17 protein-coding genes are annotated in these 16,566 nt (G+C 73.4%); 13 read left to right on the forward strand and 4 right to left on the reverse strand.

The features are described 5' to 3' along the window. Window positions 1-44: 44 nt before the first annotated feature. From hutU to hutI, 4 genes are all read left to right on the forward strand, one after another. Window positions 45-1,703: a urocanate hydratase gene (gene hutU / locus NFU81_RS40280; RefSeq protein ID WP_251502235.1), complete on the forward strand. Its 1,659-nt coding sequence runs from the start codon at window positions 45-47 to the stop codon at window positions 1,701-1,703. A 32-nt stretch (window positions 1,704-1,735) separates the two neighbouring features. Continuing rightward, entirely contained in the window at window positions 1,736-2,932 is a 1,197-nt protein-coding gene (locus NFU81_RS40285; protein ID WP_251502288.1) for an allantoate amidohydrolase, read from the forward strand. Then, the gene (locus tag NFU81_RS40290) at window positions 2,923-4,332 is read left to right on the forward strand and encodes a formimidoylglutamate deiminase (protein ID WP_251502237.1); all 1,410 of its coding nucleotides are present in this window, start codon (window positions 2,923-2,925) and stop codon (window positions 4,330-4,332) included. The genes NFU81_RS40285 and NFU81_RS40290 overlap by 10 nt, the downstream gene beginning before the upstream one ends. 107 nt (window positions 4,333-4,439) lie before the next feature. Continuing rightward, on the forward strand, window positions 4,440-5,717 hold the full coding sequence (hutI, locus tag NFU81_RS40295; RefSeq protein WP_251502239.1) for an imidazolonepropionase: 1,278 nt from the start codon (window positions 4,440-4,442) through the stop codon (window positions 5,715-5,717). On the opposite strand, the gene NFU81_RS40300 is transcribed toward hutI, so the two are convergent. Next, window positions 5,682-6,542 (reverse strand): RNA polymerase sigma factor SigF, encoded by an 861-nt coding sequence (locus tag NFU81_RS40300; RefSeq protein WP_251502240.1) that lies wholly within the window; start codon window positions 6,540-6,542, stop codon window positions 5,682-5,684. The two genes, hutI and NFU81_RS40300, sit on opposite strands and share 36 nt — an antisense overlap. Before the next feature lie 263 nt (window positions 6,543-6,805). Between NFU81_RS40300 and NFU81_RS40305 the strand changes: the two genes are divergently transcribed. After that, complete coding sequence (locus tag NFU81_RS40305; protein WP_251502242.1) at window positions 6,806-7,174, forward strand: STAS domain-containing protein; 369 nt, start codon at window positions 6,806-6,808, stop codon at window positions 7,172-7,174. 138 nt (window positions 7,175-7,312) lie between these two features. Next, window positions 7,313-7,810 carry an ATP-binding protein gene (locus NFU81_RS40310; protein WP_251502245.1) on the forward strand — a complete coding sequence of 166 codons (498 nt, stop codon included), beginning with the start codon at window positions 7,313-7,315 and terminating at the stop codon, window positions 7,808-7,810. A gap of 106 nt (window positions 7,811-7,916) precedes the next feature. On the opposite strand, the gene pdxR is transcribed toward NFU81_RS40310, so the two are convergent. Then, a complete protein-coding gene (pdxR, locus tag NFU81_RS40315) occupies window positions 7,917-9,371 on the reverse strand; it encodes a MocR-like pyridoxine biosynthesis transcription factor PdxR (RefSeq protein WP_251502247.1) in 1,455 nt (484 codons plus the stop codon). A gap of 47 nt (window positions 9,372-9,418) precedes the next feature. On the opposite strand from pdxR, the gene NFU81_RS40320 reads away from it, so the two are divergent. The 3 genes from NFU81_RS40320 to NFU81_RS40330 all read left to right on the forward strand — a co-directional run bounded on the left by NFU81_RS40320 (window position 9,419) and on the right by NFU81_RS40330 (window position 12,014). Next, the gene (locus NFU81_RS40320) at window positions 9,419-9,931 is read left to right on the forward strand and encodes a carboxymuconolactone decarboxylase family protein (RefSeq protein WP_251502249.1); all 513 of its coding nucleotides are present in this window, start codon (window positions 9,419-9,421) and stop codon (window positions 9,929-9,931) included. A gap of 130 nt (window positions 9,932-10,061) precedes the next feature. Next, on the forward strand, window positions 10,062-10,736 hold the full coding sequence (locus tag NFU81_RS40325; protein WP_073497961.1) for a response regulator transcription factor: 675 nt from the start codon (window positions 10,062-10,064) through the stop codon (window positions 10,734-10,736). Window positions 10,737-10,748: 12 nt separating this feature from the next. Next, complete coding sequence (locus NFU81_RS40330; RefSeq protein ID WP_251502251.1) at window positions 10,749-12,014, forward strand: ATP-binding protein; 1,266 nt, start codon at window positions 10,749-10,751, stop codon at window positions 12,012-12,014. A 30-nt stretch (window positions 12,015-12,044) separates the two neighbouring features. On the opposite strand, the gene NFU81_RS40335 is transcribed toward NFU81_RS40330, so the two are convergent. Next, window positions 12,045-12,602 (reverse strand): GtrA family protein, encoded by a 558-nt coding sequence (locus NFU81_RS40335; RefSeq protein WP_251502253.1) that lies wholly within the window; start codon window positions 12,600-12,602, stop codon window positions 12,045-12,047. A 196-nt stretch (window positions 12,603-12,798) separates the two neighbouring features. Here NFU81_RS40335 and NFU81_RS40340 point away from each other — a divergent pair, with 196 nt between their 5' ends. From NFU81_RS40340 to NFU81_RS40350, 3 genes are all read left to right on the forward strand, one after another. Beyond that, the gene (locus NFU81_RS40340; protein WP_251502255.1) at window positions 12,799-13,938 is read left to right on the forward strand and encodes a 5-(carboxyamino)imidazole ribonucleotide synthase; all 1,140 of its coding nucleotides are present in this window, start codon (window positions 12,799-12,801) and stop codon (window positions 13,936-13,938) included. Further along, entirely contained in the window at window positions 13,931-14,473 is a 543-nt protein-coding gene (purE, locus tag NFU81_RS40345; RefSeq protein ID WP_251502257.1) for a 5-(carboxyamino)imidazole ribonucleotide mutase, read from the forward strand. Before NFU81_RS40340 ends, purE begins: the two co-directional genes overlap by 8 nt. A 97-nt stretch (window positions 14,474-14,570) precedes the next feature. Further along, a complete protein-coding gene (locus NFU81_RS40350) occupies window positions 14,571-15,749 on the forward strand; it encodes a dipeptidase (protein WP_251502259.1) in 1,179 nt (392 codons plus the stop codon). Between the two features lie 6 nt (window positions 15,750-15,755). On the opposite strand, the gene NFU81_RS40355 is transcribed toward NFU81_RS40350, so the two are convergent. Further along, window positions 15,756-16,124 (reverse strand): VOC family protein, encoded by a 369-nt coding sequence (locus NFU81_RS40355; protein WP_251502260.1) that lies wholly within the window; start codon window positions 16,122-16,124, stop codon window positions 15,756-15,758. A 92-nt stretch (window positions 16,125-16,216) separates the two neighbouring features. Here NFU81_RS40355 and NFU81_RS40360 point away from each other — a divergent pair. Beyond that, a partial coding sequence (locus tag NFU81_RS40360) for an ABATE domain-containing protein (RefSeq protein WP_251502262.1) occupies window positions 16,217-16,566 on the forward strand: 350 nt, incomplete at its 3' end.

Genomic DNA, 16,566 nt, shown 5'->3' on the forward strand with positions numbered 1-16,566 from the left:
GTCAGGATGTGAATATTCAATGCCATGACGAGGAGGCCGCACCGATGACGGGACCGAGGCCGGTACGCGCGCCGCGCGGTACGGAACTGAGCACCCTGGGCTGGCAGCAGGAAGCCGCGCTGCGCATGCTGCAGAACAACCTCGACCCCGAGGTGGCCGAGCACCCCGACAAACTCGTCGTCTACGGCGGCACCGGCAAGGCCGCCCGCGACTGGAACTCCTTCGACGCGATGGTCCGCACCCTGCGCGGCCTGAAGCAGGACGAGACGATGCTGGTCCAGTCCGGCCGCCCGGTCGGCGTCATGCAGACCCACGAGTGGGCGCCCCGCGTGCTGATCGCCAACTCCAACCTGGTCGGCGACTGGGCCACCTGGGAGGAGTTCCGCCGCCTCGAAGCACTCGGCCTGACGATGTACGGCCAGATGACCGCGGGTTCCTGGATCTACATCGGCACCCAGGGCATCCTGCAGGGCACCTACGAGACCTTCGCCGCGGTCGCCGCCAAGCGTTTCGGCGGCTCCCTCGCCGGCACCATCACCCTCACCGCGGGCCTGGGCGGCATGGGCGGCGCCCAGCCGCTCGCCGTCACCATGAACGGCGGCGTGGCGCTGTGCGTCGACGTCGACCCGCGGGCCATCGAGCGCCGGATCGAGCACCGCTACCTCGATGTGCGCGCCGACTCCCTCGACCACGCGCTGCAGCTGGCGACCGAGGCCCGCGACGCCCGCCGCCCGCTGTCCATCGGCATCCTCGGCAACGCAGCCGAGCTGGTCCCGCAGCTGCTGGCCATGCAGGCCCCCATCGACATCGTCACCGACCAGACGTCGGCCCACGACCCGCTGGCGTACCTCCCGCTCGGCGTCGAGCACGCCGACATGGCCGACTACGCCGCTGCCAAGCCCGCCGAGTTCACCCAGCGCGCCCGCGAGTCGATGGCCCGCCACGTCGAGGCGATGGTCGGCTTCCAGGACGCGGGCGCCGAGGTCTTCGACTACGGCAACTCCATCCGCGGCGAGGCCCAGCTCGCCGGCTACGAGCGCGCCTTCGCCTTCCCCGGCTTCGTCCCCGCCTACATCCGCCCGCTGTTCTGCGAGGGCAAGGGCCCCTTCCGCTGGGCCGCGCTGTCCGGCGACCCCGCCGACATCCACCGCACCGACCGGGCCATCCTCGACCTCTTCCCGGAGAACGAGTCGCTGGCCCGCTGGATCAGGCTGGCCGGCGAGCGCGTCCACTTCCAGGGCCTGCCGGCCCGTATCTGCTGGCTCGGCTACGGGGAGCGCGATCGGGCGGGCGAGCGCTTCAACGAGATGGTCGCCGACGGCACGCTCAAGGCGCCCCTCGTGATCGGCCGCGACCACCTCGACTGCGGCTCGGTCGCCTCCCCGTACCGCGAGACCGAGGCCATGCTCGACGGCTCCGACGCCATCGCCGACTGGCCGCTGCTCAACGCCATGGTCAACGTCGCCTCCGGCGCGTCCTGGGTGTCGATCCACCACGGCGGTGGCGTCGGCATCGGCCGCAGCATCCACGCCGGGCAGGTCACCGTCGCCGACGGCACCGCCCTCGCGGCCGAGAAGATCCGCCGGGTGCTCACCAACGACCCGGGCATGGGTGTGATCCGCCATGTCGACGCCGGATACGACCGGGCCGCCGAGATCGCCGCCGAGCGCGACGTCCGGGTCCCGATGCGGGAGTCCTCGTGACGTCCACCGCCGCGGGCGCCGAGTTCACCGCGATGTGGCGGGAGCTGGCCGTGATCGGCCGGCACACCGGCTCCGGCGGTTACCGGCGCTACGCCTGGACGCCGGCGGACGCGGACTGCCGGGCGTGGTTCCGCGCCCAGGCAGAGGACCGCGGACTGGCCTACGAGACGGACCGCAACGGCAACCAGTGGGCCTGGCTGGGCGATCCCGCGGCGGGCGACGCCGTCGTCACCGGCTCCCACCTGGACTCCGTCCCCGACGGCGGCGCCTTCGACGGGCCGCTCGGCGTCGTGTCGTCCTTCGCCGCCCTCGACGACCTGCGCGCCCGCGGCGCCCGGCCGCGGCGGCCGCTGGCCGTCGTCAACTTCGTGGACGAGGAGGGCGCCCGCTTCGGACTGGCCTGCGTCGGGTCCCGGCTGACCGCGGGCGGCCTCGCCCCGCAGGACGCCAGGAAGCTGGTCGACGCCGACGGCGTCAGCCTCGCGCAGGCCATGGAGAAGGCCGGGCAGGACCCGGACGCGATCGGCCCCGACCCCGAACGGCTGGCCCGCGTCGGCGCCTTCGTCGAGCTGCACGTCGAGCAGGGCCGTGCGCTCGACCTGCTGGACCGGCCGGTGGGCGTCGCCTCGGCGATCTGGCCGCACGGCCGCTGGCGCTTCGACTTCCGCGGTGAGGCCAACCACGCGGGCACCACCCGCATCGAGGACCGCCGCGACCCGATGCTGACCTACGCCACCACGGTCCTCGCCGCCAGGAAGAAGGCCCGCCTGGCCGGCGCGCTGGCGACCTTCGGCAAGGTCGCGGTGGAGCCGAACGGCGTCAACGCCATCGCCTCGCAGGTCCGCGGCTGGCTGGACTCGCGGGCCGCGGACGAGGAGACGCTCGACGGCGTCGTGGCCGCGATCGAGCAGGCGGCCAGGGAGCGCGGCGCCCGGGACGGCGTCGAGGTGAGCGTGGTGCGCGAGTCGTTCACCCCGGTGGTGGAGTTCGCCCACGACCTGCGTGACCGGCTTGCGGCCCTGCTCGGAGCGGGTGTGCCGGTCCCCGTGCTGCCGACCGGCGCGGGACACGACGCCGGAATCCTCTCCGCGGCCGTCCCGACCGCCATGCTGTTCGTACGCAACCCGACCGGCGTCTCGCACTCCCCGGCTGAAAGCGCGGCCGAGGAGGACTGTCTCGCCGGAGTGTCCGCGCTCGCCGACGTATTGGAAGGTCTCGCGTGCAGGTGACGTACTGGCTGGAACACGCCTGGCTCGGCACACACCCCGAGCCCGGCATCGCCCTGACCGTGGTCGACGACCGGATCGCCGAGGTCCGCACCGGAGTCGAACGCCCGCCCGCCGGCGCGGAGGTGCTGCGCGGCCTGACCCTGCCCGGCCTGGCCAACGCCCACAGCCACGCATTCCACCGGGCGCTGCGCGGCACCGCGCAGATCGGCGCAGGAGCCGGAGCCGGCGCCGGTTCGCGCGCCGGAGCCGGGCGGGCGCCAGGCGCCCTGTCGGCGCCGACGTCCTTCTGGAGCTGGCGCGACGTCATGTACGACGTGGCGCGGGCGCTGGAGCCCGACAGCTACTTCACTCTCGCCCGCGCCGTCTACGCCGAGATGGCGCTGGCCGGCATCACCTGCGTCGGCGAATTCCACTACCTGCACCACCAGGGCGACGGCACGCCCTACGACAATCCCAACGCCATGGGCGAGGCCCTGATCGCCGCCGCCGGCGAGGCGGGCATCCGGATCACGCTGCTGGACACCGCCTATCTGCACGGCGGCTTCACCCGCACCGGCTACCGCCCGCTGGAGGGGCCGCAGCTGCGCTTCGGCGACGGCACCGCCGACCGCTGGTACGACCGCTGGTCCAAGCTCAAGGGCGAGGGCCACGCGAAGGTCGGCGCGGCCGTGCACTCGGTACGGGCCTTCTCCGACCGCGACGGCTTCCGGGCCTTCGCCGAGCGCACCGCCGAGGTGCCCACCCACGTCCACCTGTCGGAGCAGACCGCGGAGAACGACGCCTGCCTCGCGCTGCACGGCCGCACCCCGACCCGGCTGCTGGCCGACTCCGGCTTCTGGCGGCGCAACACGACAGCCGTGCACGCCACCCACCTCACCGCGGGCGACATCGCCCTGCTCGGCGCCGGCGGCAGCACCGTGTGCATGTGCCCCACCACCGAACGGGACCTGGCCGACGGCATCGGCCCCGCGCCGCAACTGCGCCGCGCCGGCAGCCCGATGAGCCTGGGCAGCGACAGCCACGCCGTGATCGACCTCTTCGAGGAGGCGCGCGCGGTGGAGCTGAACGAGCGGCTGCGGGCCAGGACCCGCGGCCACTGGACCGCGGCCCAGCTGCTGCGTGCGGCCACCGAGGACGGCCACGCGAGCCTCGGGTGGCCCGACGCGGGCCGGCTGGAGGCGGGCGCGCTCGCCGACTTCACCACGGTCGCGCTGGACTCCGTAAGGACCGCGGGGCCGCCGCCCCGGCTGGCCGGCGAGACCGCGGTATTCGCGGCGACCGCGGCCGACGTACGGCACACCGTGGTGGCGGGCCGGCACATCGTCCGCGACGGGCGGCACCAGCTGGTCCAGGACGTGCCGGCCGCGCTGGCCGAGGCGATCGGCGCCCTCCGCGGCTGACCCGCACCCCCGACCCGTCCCCGCGGCCGGCCACGGCCGCGGGATCCCGCCAGGACCGCACCTCCCCCCAGCGGTCCTCCCCGTACCGGCCAGTGAAAGCACGAGCGATGACGACGACCGCCAAGGCGACCGGCAAGGCGACCAGCACGGTCATCACCAACATCGGCAGCCTGGTCACCAACGACCCCTCCCTCTCCGCAACCGGCGGCGGCAGCCGCGACCCCCTCGGGCTGATCCCCGGCGCCGCGGCCGTCGTCATCGACGGCGACCGCGTCGCCTGGGTCGGTGATGCCAGGAAAGCACCCGCCACTGACAACCGCCTCGACGCCGGCGGCCGCGCGCTGCTGCCCGGCTTCGTCGACTCCCACTCCCACCTGCTCTTCGCCGGCGACCGCGGCGCCGAGTTCGCCGCCAGGATGTCCGGCCGTCCGTACACCGCGGGCGGCATCCGCACCACGGTCGCCGCCACCCGCGCCGCCACCGACGCGGACATCGCCGCCACCCTCACCCGCTTCCTCGGCGAGGCGCTCCGGCAGGGCACCACCACCCAGGAGACCAAGTCGGGTTACGGCCTCACCGTGCACGACGAGGCCCGCGCCCTGGAGATCGCCGCCCGGCACACCGACGAGGTCACCTACCTCGGCGCCCACGTCGTCGCCCCCGAGTTCGCCGGCGACCCGGCGGGATACGTCGCCCTGGTCACCGGCGCGATGCTGGACGCCTGCGCCCCGCACGCGCGCTGGGTCGACGTCTTCTGCGAACGCGGCGCCTTCGACGGCGACCAGGCCCGCGCCGTCCTCACCGCGGGCATGTCCCGCGGCCTGACCCCGCGGGTGCACGCCAACCAGCTCGGCCACGGCCCCGGCGTCCAGCTCGCCGTCGAGCTGGGCGCCGCATCGGCCGACCACTGCACCCACCTGACCGACGCCGACGTCGACGCGCTCGCGAGCGCCGCGGACACCACCGTGGCGACGCTGCTGCCCGGCGCGGAGTTCTCCACCCGCGCCCGCTACCCCGACGCCCGCAGGCTGCTCGACGCGGGTGCCGCGGTCGCGCTGTCCACCGACTGCAACCCCGGCTCGTCCTTCACCACGTCCATGCCGTTCTGCGTCGCCGTCGCCGTCCGCGACATGGGCATGACCCCCGACGAAGCGGTGCACGCCGCCACCCACGGCGGTGCGCGCGCCCTGCGCCGCCAGGACATCGGCCGGATCGCCCCCGGCGCCCGCGCCGACCTGCTGCTGCTCGACGCGCCCAGCCACGTTCACCTGGCCTACCGCCCTGGTGTGCCCCTGGCGGCGGCGGTGTGGAAGGACGGCGTACTGCGCGAGTGGCGCAGGGACAGCGGCCTACTCCTCGACCAGCAGCCCGCGGCGCAGCCGTGACAGCGTCCTGGTGAGCAGCCGCGACACGTGCATCTGCGAGATGCCCAGCTCGTCGCCGATCTCGGCCTGCGTCAGGTTGCCGACGAAGCGCAGCGACAGGATGGCCCGGTCGCGCTGCGGCAGCCCGGCGATCAGGGGCTTGAGCGACTCGACGTACTCGACGCCTTCGAGGTCGTGGTCCTCGTAGCCGATCCGGTCCGCGAGGGCGCCCTCCGGGTCGTCCTCGGCGGGCTGGGCGTCCAGCGAGCTGGCCGTGTAGGCGTTGCTCGCCGCCATGCCCTCGATGACCTCGTCCTCCGGCAGGTCCAGCCGCGCGGCCAGCTCGCGCACGGTCGGCGTGCGGTCCAGCTGCTGCGCCAGCTCGTCGCCGGCCTTCGCCAGGTCCAGCCGCAGCTCCTGCAGCCGCCGCGGCACCCGCACCGACCAGCTGGTGTCGCGGAAGAAGCGCTTGATCTCACCGACGATCGTCGGCATCGCGAAGGTCGGGAACTCGACCCCGCGGCTCAGCTCGAACCGGTCGATCGCCTTGATCAGGCCGATCGTGCCGACCTGGATGATGTCCTCCATCGGCTCGCTGCGGGTGCGGAACCGGGACGCGGCGAACTTCACCAGGGCCAGGTTGAGCTCGACCAGCGTGTTGCGGACGTATGCGTACTCCCCGGTGCCCTCCTCGAGCCCGTGCAGGCGGGCGAAGAGGGTCTTGGACAGGGCACGTGCGTCGACCGGCCCGATCTCGTCGTAGGGGGGAATCTCCGGAAGCCCCTCAAGCGCCTCGAACTGCTCCAGCACATGGTTGTCGTGATCCAGGCCGAGCCGGGGTGCCATATGGTCCTCCCTCTCATTGCGGCGGTCGGCTGTGCCTATGCCGTATCTCCACCCCTACGCCTGTTGGCGGGGGCGTCGCAAGTTCTGAGGACGGCATGGGAGTTTTGCCGCGAATGCTCGTTCACACACCGCGTATATGTCGTCATCGTGTGTGAGAACGCCCCTGTCCGCCCGCATTCTCCTGCCGCAGGTACGACTACCGCCGCACCTGCGAAACGGTTAGGGTCGTGAATCGCGTCGTCACGAAGGGCGAAGGAGTGCGAATGGACCGCGAAGCGGTCGACACCGCCGGTCTGGGCCGGTTGCATGTCGAGGTCGAGCAGCATGGCCGGACCGCGGTTTTCACTCCGGCGGGAGAGCTCGACCATCACACCGCGGATCTGTTGAGCGAGCCGCTCGGCGAGGCGATGGACGCCGGCGCGACCCGGCTCGTGATCGACTGCTCGCGGCTGGAGTTCTGCGACTCGACGGGTCTCAACGTCCTTCTGAGCGCGCGGCTGCGTGCCGAGGCGGAGGGCGGCGCCGTCCACCTCGCCGCCATGCGGCCGACCGTCGCCCGGGTGCTGGAGATCACCGGCGCGGAGGCGGTCTTCACCGTGCACGACTCACTTGACCAGGCACTCCGGGAGTAGCTGGATGTGGACGGGGGCAGAAGGTGCGGAAGGTGCCGTGCGGCACCCGGGGTTTCGTGGTCGCCCGGACGTGTTCCGGGAGATCCTTCGGGCAGAAGTAGGTCGGACGCAGTCGTACATCCGTGAGGTGAGGCCTAGATGAGCACCACCCGGCCCTCCGCCGCGGATGACCGTGGCCCGGGAACAGGCGGTTCCGCCGGTGCGCCGGAGGCGGAATCCCGTGAGGCGGAGTTCACGCGACGGCTCCGGCTCACCGGCGAGAGCGGCATAGTGCCGCGGGCCAGGGACTTCACCCGCCAAGCGCTGCACGACTGGGGCTGGTTGCCGGCTGCGACCGACGACCGCAGGGCCGCAGCGGAGGACGTACTGCTCGTGGTGTCGGAACTGGTCACCAACGCCTGCCTGCACGCCGGTGGCCCCGAGGAACTGCTGCTGCGCCGCAGCCCCAAGTCGCTGCGCCTGGAAGTGGTCGACGGCGGCGGCGGTGAACCCGCACCCCGCACCCCGCACCGCGCCGGGCGCCCCGGCGGCCACGGCATGTTCATAGTCCAGCGCCTGTGCCTGGATTGGGGCGTCATCCGCAGCGGCGACCAGCCGGGCAAGACGGTCTGGGCAGAGCTGGCGGCACCCTCCTGATCAGCGGTACGCCCCCGGGCACGCGGCAATGCACGGAGCCTTTCCCGGTACGCACGCGTGTCCGCTGCAATATGCCGCGCCTTCGCCCGTCCGCTGGCCGGTCCGCTCACGGGCGCAGCACCCGACCCAGCGCGGCGAGGGCCGCGGGGTAGGCGCCCTCGCCCGGGGTGCCGTAGCCGACGATCAGGCCCTGGGGACGGCCGGTGGCGTCCGCGGTGTGCCAGTGCGCGCCCAGGGTGCCGACGGCGAGGTCCTCGGCGGCCGCCCGGCGCAGCACCGCCGCCTCGTCCGGGCCGCCCTGCGGCAGGCCCACCAGTGCGTGCAGCCCGGCCGCGATGCCCCGCACCCGCACGCCGGTGCCCACCGCGGCGCCGGCCAGCCGGTCGACCAGCAGGTCGCGGCGCCGCCGATAGCGCAGCCGGGCGGCGCGCACGTGCCGGTCGTAGGCGTGGTCGGCGATCAGCCCGGCGAGCGTCAACTGGCCCACGGTGCCGGTGTGGTGGTCGCTGTAGAGCTTCGCCTCGGCGATCGGTCGCACCAGGTGCGGCGGCAGCACCATCCAGCCGAGCCGCAGCGCGGGACCCAGCGTCTTGGACGCGGTGCCGAGGTAGACGACATGGTCGGGCGCGGTGCCCTGCAGGGCACCCACCGGCTGCCTGTCGTAGCGGAACTCGCCGTCGTAGTCGTCCTCGACCACCAGGCCGCCGCTCGCCCGCGCCCAGGCGGTCAGCGCGTGGCGGCGGGCCGGGTGGAGGGTGACGCCGGTCGGGTACTGGTGGGCCGGGGTGACCACCACCGCGTCCATCCGCGGCAGGTCCGCGCCCGCGCCCCGCTCGTCGACCGGTACGGGCACGACCCGGCCGCCGGCCCGCCGCACCACCTCGCGGTGGAAGGGCAGCCCCGGGTCCTCCATGCCGACCACGGGTCCGCCGCGCCCGTCAGGACCGGCTCCCGAGCCGCCCAGCACCCCCGTCAGCAGCGCCAGGCCCTGCACGTAGCCGGACACGACCACGATCCGGTCCGGCTCCGCGACCACCCCGCGGGTCCTGCCGAGGTATTCGGCCAGCGCCGACCGCAGTTCCACGCTGCCGCGCGGGTCGCCGTAGTCGTAGGCCGCCGACGGGACGGCGGCCAGCGCGCGGCGGGTGGCGCGCAGCCAGGCGGAGGTGGGGAAAGACGTGACGTCGGGGCTGCCGGGCCGCAGGTCGTGGCGTGGCGGCCGGGTACCGGCAGGCTTGCCGGGTACCGCGGACGACGGCCCCTGCGGGCGGGCGGCGACCACCGTGCCCGAGCCCTGGCGGGCGGTCAGGTAGCCCTCGGCGGTGAGCTGGTCGTAGGCGGCCTTGACCGTGCCGCGGGACAGCCCGGTCTCGGCGGCCAGCCTGCGGCTGGACGGCAGCCGGCTGCCCGGGGCGAGCCGGCCGTCGCGCACGGCGTCCCGCAGCGCCCGCTCAAGGCCTGCCCTGCGGCCGTGGGAGCTGCCGGGCGGCAGGTCGAGATGCAGGTCCACACCGGTCTCCCGGTGCTCGCCGTCCGCGGAAGTGGGCCAGGAATCATCCATGAAAGTGGACCTTACCCACGATCCACCCGGCCCGTAGATTCACTGGCATGAGCACTGAGACCAGCACTGAGACCACCGCCGTCACCACCCCCGCAGCCCCCGCCCAGGACCTCGTCGTCCCCGCCGTCCGCCTCGCCGTGGACACCCTCGTCCCGCACGTCAACCGCGCCATGAACGCGCTGGACGCCGCCGCCCGGGACGTCAGCCTCGAAGCCCCGCTGCTCGAACTGGTCCGCGCCCGCGCCTCGCAGCTGAACGGCTGCGCCTACTGCGTCGACACCCACGCGCGGGACGCCCGCGATGGCGGCGAGAGCGAACGCCGCCTCTACGCCCTGCCGGTGTGGCGCGAGACGCCGTTCTTCACCGCACGCGAGCGGGCGGCGCTCGAACTGACCGAGGCCGTCACCCGGCTCACCGACGGGCACGTCGGCGACGACGTCTTCGCCCGCGCCGCCGCGCAGTTCGACGACAGGGAACTGGCCGAGCTGATCTGGGCGATCACCGTGATCAACGCCTGGAACAGGCTGGGCGCCACCGCCCGCCCGTGGCCGCTGTCCTGACCGCCGGCGGCCGGTGCGGCGGCCGCCGCACCGGTGCCACGGGGCTGCGGCGGGGCCGCCGCGGGGGGCGTGAACGGACAGCGGTGTACCACCACCTCGCACCCCGGGGGTCCGGACTACCATCAAGCCCATGACCCGCGTACTTCTGGCCGAGGACGACGCATCCATCTCGGAACCGCTCGCGCGCGCACTGCGCCGCGAGGGCTACGAGGTCGAGGTGCGCGAGGACGGACCCACCGCGCTGGAGGCGGCGCTGCTGGGTTCCGTCGACCTGGTGGTGCTCGACCTGGGCCTGCCCGGGATGGACGGCCTCGACGTGTGCCGGCGTATCCGCACCGAGGGCCACACCTTCCCCGTGCTGGTGCTGACCGCCCGCGCGGACGAGGTCGACACGGTCGTCGGCCTGGACGCCGGCGCGGACGACTACGTGACCAAGCCCTTCCGGCTGGCCGAACTGCTGGCCCGGGTCCGCGCCCTGCTGCGGCGCGGCACCACGGAGCCCGCGCAGCCGTCCACCCACGGGGTGCGGATCGACGTCGAGTCGCACCGCGCCTGGATGGGCGACGACGAACTGCAGCTCACCGCGAAGGAGTTCGACCTCCTGCGGGTGCTGGTACGGGACGCCGGCCGGGTCGTCACCCGCGAGCAGCTGATGCGCGAGGTGTGGGACACCACCTGGTGGTCGTCCACCAAGACCCTGGACATGCACATCTCCTGGCTGCGCAAGAAGCTGGGCGACGACGCGGCCAACCCGCGGTACATCTCCACGGTGCGCGGAGTCGGTTTCCGGTTCGAGAAGAACTGACCCGCCACCGCCGTGCGCCGCCGTCTGATCTCCTCCACGCTGGCCGTGGTGCTCGTCGTCATCGCCGTCTTCGGGCTGTCCCTGGTCTTCGTGGAGACCAGGACCATCGAGAGCAGCGCGCGCGACGGCGTCGAGTCCGAGGCGGTGCGGCTGGTCGGGATCGTGGAGAACCGCATCCTGGCCGGTGAGAGCATCGACGCCAAGGGGCTCGACCGGCAGATCGCCGCCGACCGCTACGCCGTGGTGCGGGTGCCGGGCCGTCCGCAGGTCACCCTCGGCAGCCCTCCCAAGGGCAAGGTCATCACCTCCACCCAGCGCGGCGACCACGGCGAGTCCGTCACCGTGGAGCAGCCGCGCTCCACGGTCAGCGAGGAGATCGGCCGCAATCTGCTGGTGATCCTCGCCGTCGCGCTGCTCGCCGTGCTGGCCGCGGTCGGCCTCGCCGTACGCCAGGCCAAGCGGCTGGCCAGCCCGCTCAGCGACCTCGCCGCGACCGCCGAGCGCCTCGGCTCCGGCGACCCGCGCCCCCGGCACCGCCGCTACGGGGTGCCCGAGCTGGACCGGATCGCCGACGTTCTGGACGCCAGCGCCGAGCGGATCGGGCGGATGCTCACCGCGGAGCGCAGGCTCGCCTCCGACGCCTCGCACCAGCTGCGGACCCCGCTGACCGCGCTGTCGATGCGGCTGGAGGAGATCGTGGCCACCGACGACCAGGAGACGGTCAAGGAGGAGGCGACGATCGCGCTCGGCCAGGTCGAGCGGCTGACCGACGTGGTGCAGCGGCTGCTGACCAACGCGCGCGACCCGCGGACCGGCTCCGCGGTCTACTTCGACCTCGACGAGGTGATCAAGCAGCAGGTCGAGGAGTGGCGCCCGGCGTATCAGAACGAGAAGCGGGCCATCGTGCGCTCCGGGACCCCCGCGCTGCGGGCGGTGGGCACCCCGGGCGCGGTCGCCCAAGTGCTGGCCACGCTGATCGAGAACTCGCTGATGCACGGCTCTGGCACCGTCGGCCTGCGCACCCGGGTGACCGGCAACCAGGCGGTGGTCGAGGTGACGGACGAGGGCCGCGGGGTGCCGCCCGACCTGGGTGCGCGGGTCTTCGAGCGGACGGTCAGCGGCCGCAACTCCACCGGCCTGGGCCTGGCGCTCGCCCGCGACCTCGCCGAGGCCGACGGCGGGCGGCTGGAACTGCTCCAGCAGCACCCGCCGGTCTTCGCGCTCTTCCTCGCCCGCGAGATGCAGCCGCCGCCGCCCCGCGAGGACATCGTCAGCTGAGCGAGCGGAGTGAGCTGAGCGAGCTGGTGGTCAGCCGCGCCGGTCGGCGTCGGCCGTCCGCCGCCTGCGACGGTCCTCGGCAGAGCCGGCGGCGTCCGCGTCCGCGCCGTCGTCGGCGGCCAGGAACGACTCGGCCTGCTCCACCGCGTCCCGCGCGGGGATCGCCCGGAAGACCCAGGTGCGGTAGGACCAGAAGCGGAAAAGCGTCGCGATGCCGATGCCGAGGAACTTGAAGACGTTGCTCTGCAGCTGGCTGTCCCAGTCGAAGCCGTACGTGGCCACGAACAGCACGCCGTTCTCGATCACCAGGCCGATGCAGCTGAAGAGCAGGAAGAGCCCCAGCTCCTTGGTGCGGCCGGCCTTGTCGCGGTCCCGGTAGGTGAAGTAGCGGAACCCCACGTAGTTGAACGCGATGGACACCAGCGTCGCCAGCACGCTGGCGCGTACCGTCTGCAGCCCGGTGTTGTGCCGGACCAGGTTGAAGACACCGATGTTGACCAGGACCCCGGCGCCGCCCACCGCACCGAACTTCGCGATCTCGCGGTACATCAGGGCCAGCTTGCCGCGCAGGGCGGTGAATCCGGTCATCGTGGCCCTGTCTGTGGGGGGTCGTGGATCGTGGGTCGGTGGCGCGGGGCGCCGGCGAGGGTTTGGTGTCCCTCATGCTAACCGCCCCCGGGAGATCACCGTGGAGACGTCCGGCGTTCGGGCGGTCGTGCGGCCTATACCCTGGTAGGGCCATCAGCGGGGGACCCGCCCCCGTGCACCACCGGCAGGAAACAACGTGACATTCCCTGTAGTCGGCATGGTCGGCGGCGGCCAGCTCGCCCGTATGACCCACGAGGCCGGCATCCCGCTCGGCATCAGGTTCAGGATTCTCAGCGACACCGCACAGGACTCGGCCGCGCAGGTCGCCGCGGACGTCACCGTCGGCGACTACCGCGATCTCGACACCCTGCGGGCCTTCGCACAGGGCTGCGACGTGATCACCTTCGACCACGAGCATGTGCCGACCGAGCACCTGCGCGCCCTGGAGGCGGACGGCGTCGCGGTGCGCCCGGGCCCCGACGCCCTGGTGCACGCGCAGGACAAGGGCGTCATGCGGGCCAAGCTCGCCGAGATCGGCGTCCCCTGCCCGCGCAACCGGATCGTCGCCGACCCGGCGGACGTCACCCGGTTCGCCGCGGAGACCGCGGGGTACCCGCTGGTCCTGAAGACCGTGCGCGGCGGCTACGACGGCAAGGGCGTGTGGTTCGTCAGGGCCGAGGCGGACGCGGCCGACGCCTTCCGCGCCGGCGTGCCTGTGCTCGCCGAGGAGAAGGTCGACTTCGTGCGGGAGCTGGCGGCCAACGTCGTGCGCTCGCCGCACGGCCAGGCGGTGGCCTATCCGGTGGTGGAGTCCGTGCAGGTCGACGGGGTGTGCGACACGATGATCGCGCCCGCGCCCGGACTGTCCGAGGCGCTCTCCGCGCAGGCGCAGCGCCTCGCGCTGACGGTGGCCGCCGAGCTGGGCGTGGTCGGCCACCTCGCCGTCGAGCTGTTCGAGACCGCCGACGGCCGCATCCTGGTCAACGAGCTGGCGATGCGCCCGCACAACAGCGGCCACTGGACGATGGACGGCGCCGCCACCTCGCAGTTCGCCAACCACCTGCGCGCGGTCCTCGACCTGCCGCTCGGCGACCCGCGGCCACGCGCCCCCTGGACGGTGATGGCCAACGTGCTCGGCGGCGACTACCCCGACATGTACGCCGGCTACCTGCACTGCATGGCCCGCGACCCCGGGCTGAAGATCCACATGTACGGCAAGGACGTGAAGCCCGGCCGCAAGGTCGGCCATGTCACCACCTACGGCGACGACCTGCCCGACGTGCGCGAGCGCGCCCGTCACGCGGCCGACTATCTGCGAGGGACGATCGATGAGTGAAGCGCGGGAGCCGACCGCAGCCGTGGTCGGCATCGTCATGGGCTCCGACTCCGACTGGCCGGTGATGGAGGCCGCGGCCCACGCGCTGCAGGAGTTCGACGTCCCCTTCGAGGTCGACGTCGTCTCCGCGCACCGCATGGCGCACGAGATGATCGCCTACGGCGAGCAGGCCGCCGACCGCGGGCTCAAGGCGATCATCGCGGGCGCGGGCGGCGCCGCGCATCTGCCGGGCATGCTCGCCTCCGTCACCCCGCTGCCGGTCATCGGGGTACCGGTGCCGCTGAAGTACCTCGACGGGATGGACTCGCTGCTGTCCATCGTGCAGATGCCGGCCGGTGTGCCGGTCGCCACCGTCTCGGTGGCGGGGGCGCGCAACGCGGGGCTGCTCGCGGTCCGCATCCTGGCCGCGCACGACGTGGAGCTGCAGGCGCGGATGCGGGACTTCCAGGCGTCGCTGAACGAGCAGGCCACGGAGAAGGGCCGGCGGCTGCGCGCCAAGGTCACCGGCGCGGCGGGCTTCGGCTTCGCCCAGTAGGCCCCGCGCTGCTCGGCAATGTACGGCGGCGTCGCAATGTACTGCGGCGTCGCCGTCCGCACCTCTGCGGTGCACGCCGCCGCATAGGCTGGCCTGCATGGACTTCCTCGCGCGCGCCCGTGACCTGCTCGCCGCCCACCCCGTCGTCGACGGGCACAACGACCTGCCGTGGGCGCTGCGCGAGCAGGTCTCCTACGACCTCGACCGGCTCGACATCGCGGCCGACCAGAGCGACCGCCTGCACACCGACATCCCGCGGCTGCGGTCCGGCGGCGTCGGCGGGCAGTTCTGGTCGGTCTACGTGTCGGTGGAGCTGTCCGGCGCCGACGCGGTCACCGCGACCCTGGAGCAGATCGACGTCGTCCACCGGATGACCGAGCGCTACCCGGACGACCTCGCGCTGGCGCTGACCGCCGACGACCTCGAGGAAGCCCGCGGCAGAGGCCGTATCGCCTCGCTGATGGGCGCCGAGGGCGGCCACAGCATCGACGGATCGCTGGCCGTCCTGCGGGCCTTCCACGCCCTCGGTGTGCGCTACATGACGCTCACCCACAACACCAACACCCCGTGGGCGGACTCGGCCACCGACGAGCCCGCCGCGGGCGGCCTGACCGCCTTCGGCGAGGAGGTCGTCAGGGAGATGAACCGGCTCGGCATGCTGGTGGACCTCTCGCACGTCTCCGCCGACACCATGCGCGCCGCCCTGCGGGTGGCCGAGGCGCCGGTGCTCTTCTCGCACTCCTCGGCCCGCGCGGTCTGCGACCACGTGCGCAACATCCCCGACGACGTGCTCGCCCAGCTGCCCGCCAACGGCGGCGTGGCCATGGCCACCTTCGTCCCGAAGTTCATCCTGCCGGCGGCCATCGAGTGGACCGCCGCGGCCGACGCCAACATGCGCGCGCACGGCCTGCACCCGCTGGACACCACGCCCGCGGGGATGGCCGTGCAGCGCGCGTACGAGGCGGAGCACCCGCGCCCGGCCGCCACCGCGGCGACCGTCGCCGACCATCTCGACCACATGCGGGAGGTGGCCGGCGTCGACCACGTCGGTATCGGCGGCGACTACGACGGCACGGCCTTCACGCCCGACGGCCTGACCGACGTGGCCGGCTACCCGAACCTGATCGCCGAGCTGCTGCGCCGCGGCTGGTCGGATGCCGACCTCGCCAAGCTGACCTGGCACAACGCGGTGCGGGTGCTGCGCGACGCGGAGTCCGCGGCGGTCGTGCTCCGGGTGAAGCGGGGTCCTTCGGTCATGGTGCAGCCCGCCGGCTGACCGGTCTCAGCAGGCGCAGAGGCAGAAGGGGTGCCCGGCCGGGTCCGCGTAGACCCGCCAGTTGCGGCTGCCGCCGAGGTCGTCCTCCAGCAGGGTCGCGCCCAGCGCGAGTACCTGCTTGTCCGCGTCCTCCATCTCGGCGCGCGGTACCGCGATGTCCAGGTGGAACTGCTGCGGGCGCTCCGGGTCGGGCCAGGAGGGCGCCTGGTGCCGGGGGGCGAGCTGGAAGGACAGCCGCTGGCCCCCCTCGCGGTTGAGGTCCACCCACTCCTCGTCCTCGACCTCGACGGTGCCGCCGACCAGCTCGGCGTAGAAGGCGGCGAGGGCTGCGGGGTCGGGACAGTCGAGGACGACGGCGCTGAGCCGGCCGATCATGGCGGGTCCTTTCGTCGGAAGTGTTACCGGCTTACGGGTAGGTAGCGGTAACCGTTACTTCATGATGGCGGAGCAGCGGTAACGTGACAAGGGTGGAGCAGCCCGGAGTACGCAGTCCCGCGCCCGAAGCGCTGCAGCTCGTACAGGACCTGGTCAACACCGTGGACCTGGAGGGCGGCGCCGAGGAGTTGCGGACCACGGAGGACGCCGCCCGCTGGGCGCGCGGGCGCGGCCTGTCCGGGCTCGGCTACGACGCGGGCGCGCTCGCCGACGTCCTGACGCTGCGGGAGGCCCTGCGGGACGTCTGCACGGCCCATACGGGCACCGACGTCCCCGCGGCCGCCGCGGCGGACCTGGAGCGGCTGCTGGCGCGCGCGCCGCTGCGGCTGGCCGTCGACGCCGAGGGCCGCGCCGCCGTCCGCCCCGCCGACGGGCTCGGCGG

The organism is Actinacidiphila cocklensis, from assembly GCF_907177275.1.
GTDB classification, from domain to species: Bacteria; Actinomycetota; Actinomycetes; order Streptomycetales; family Streptomycetaceae; genus Actinacidiphila; species Actinacidiphila cocklensis.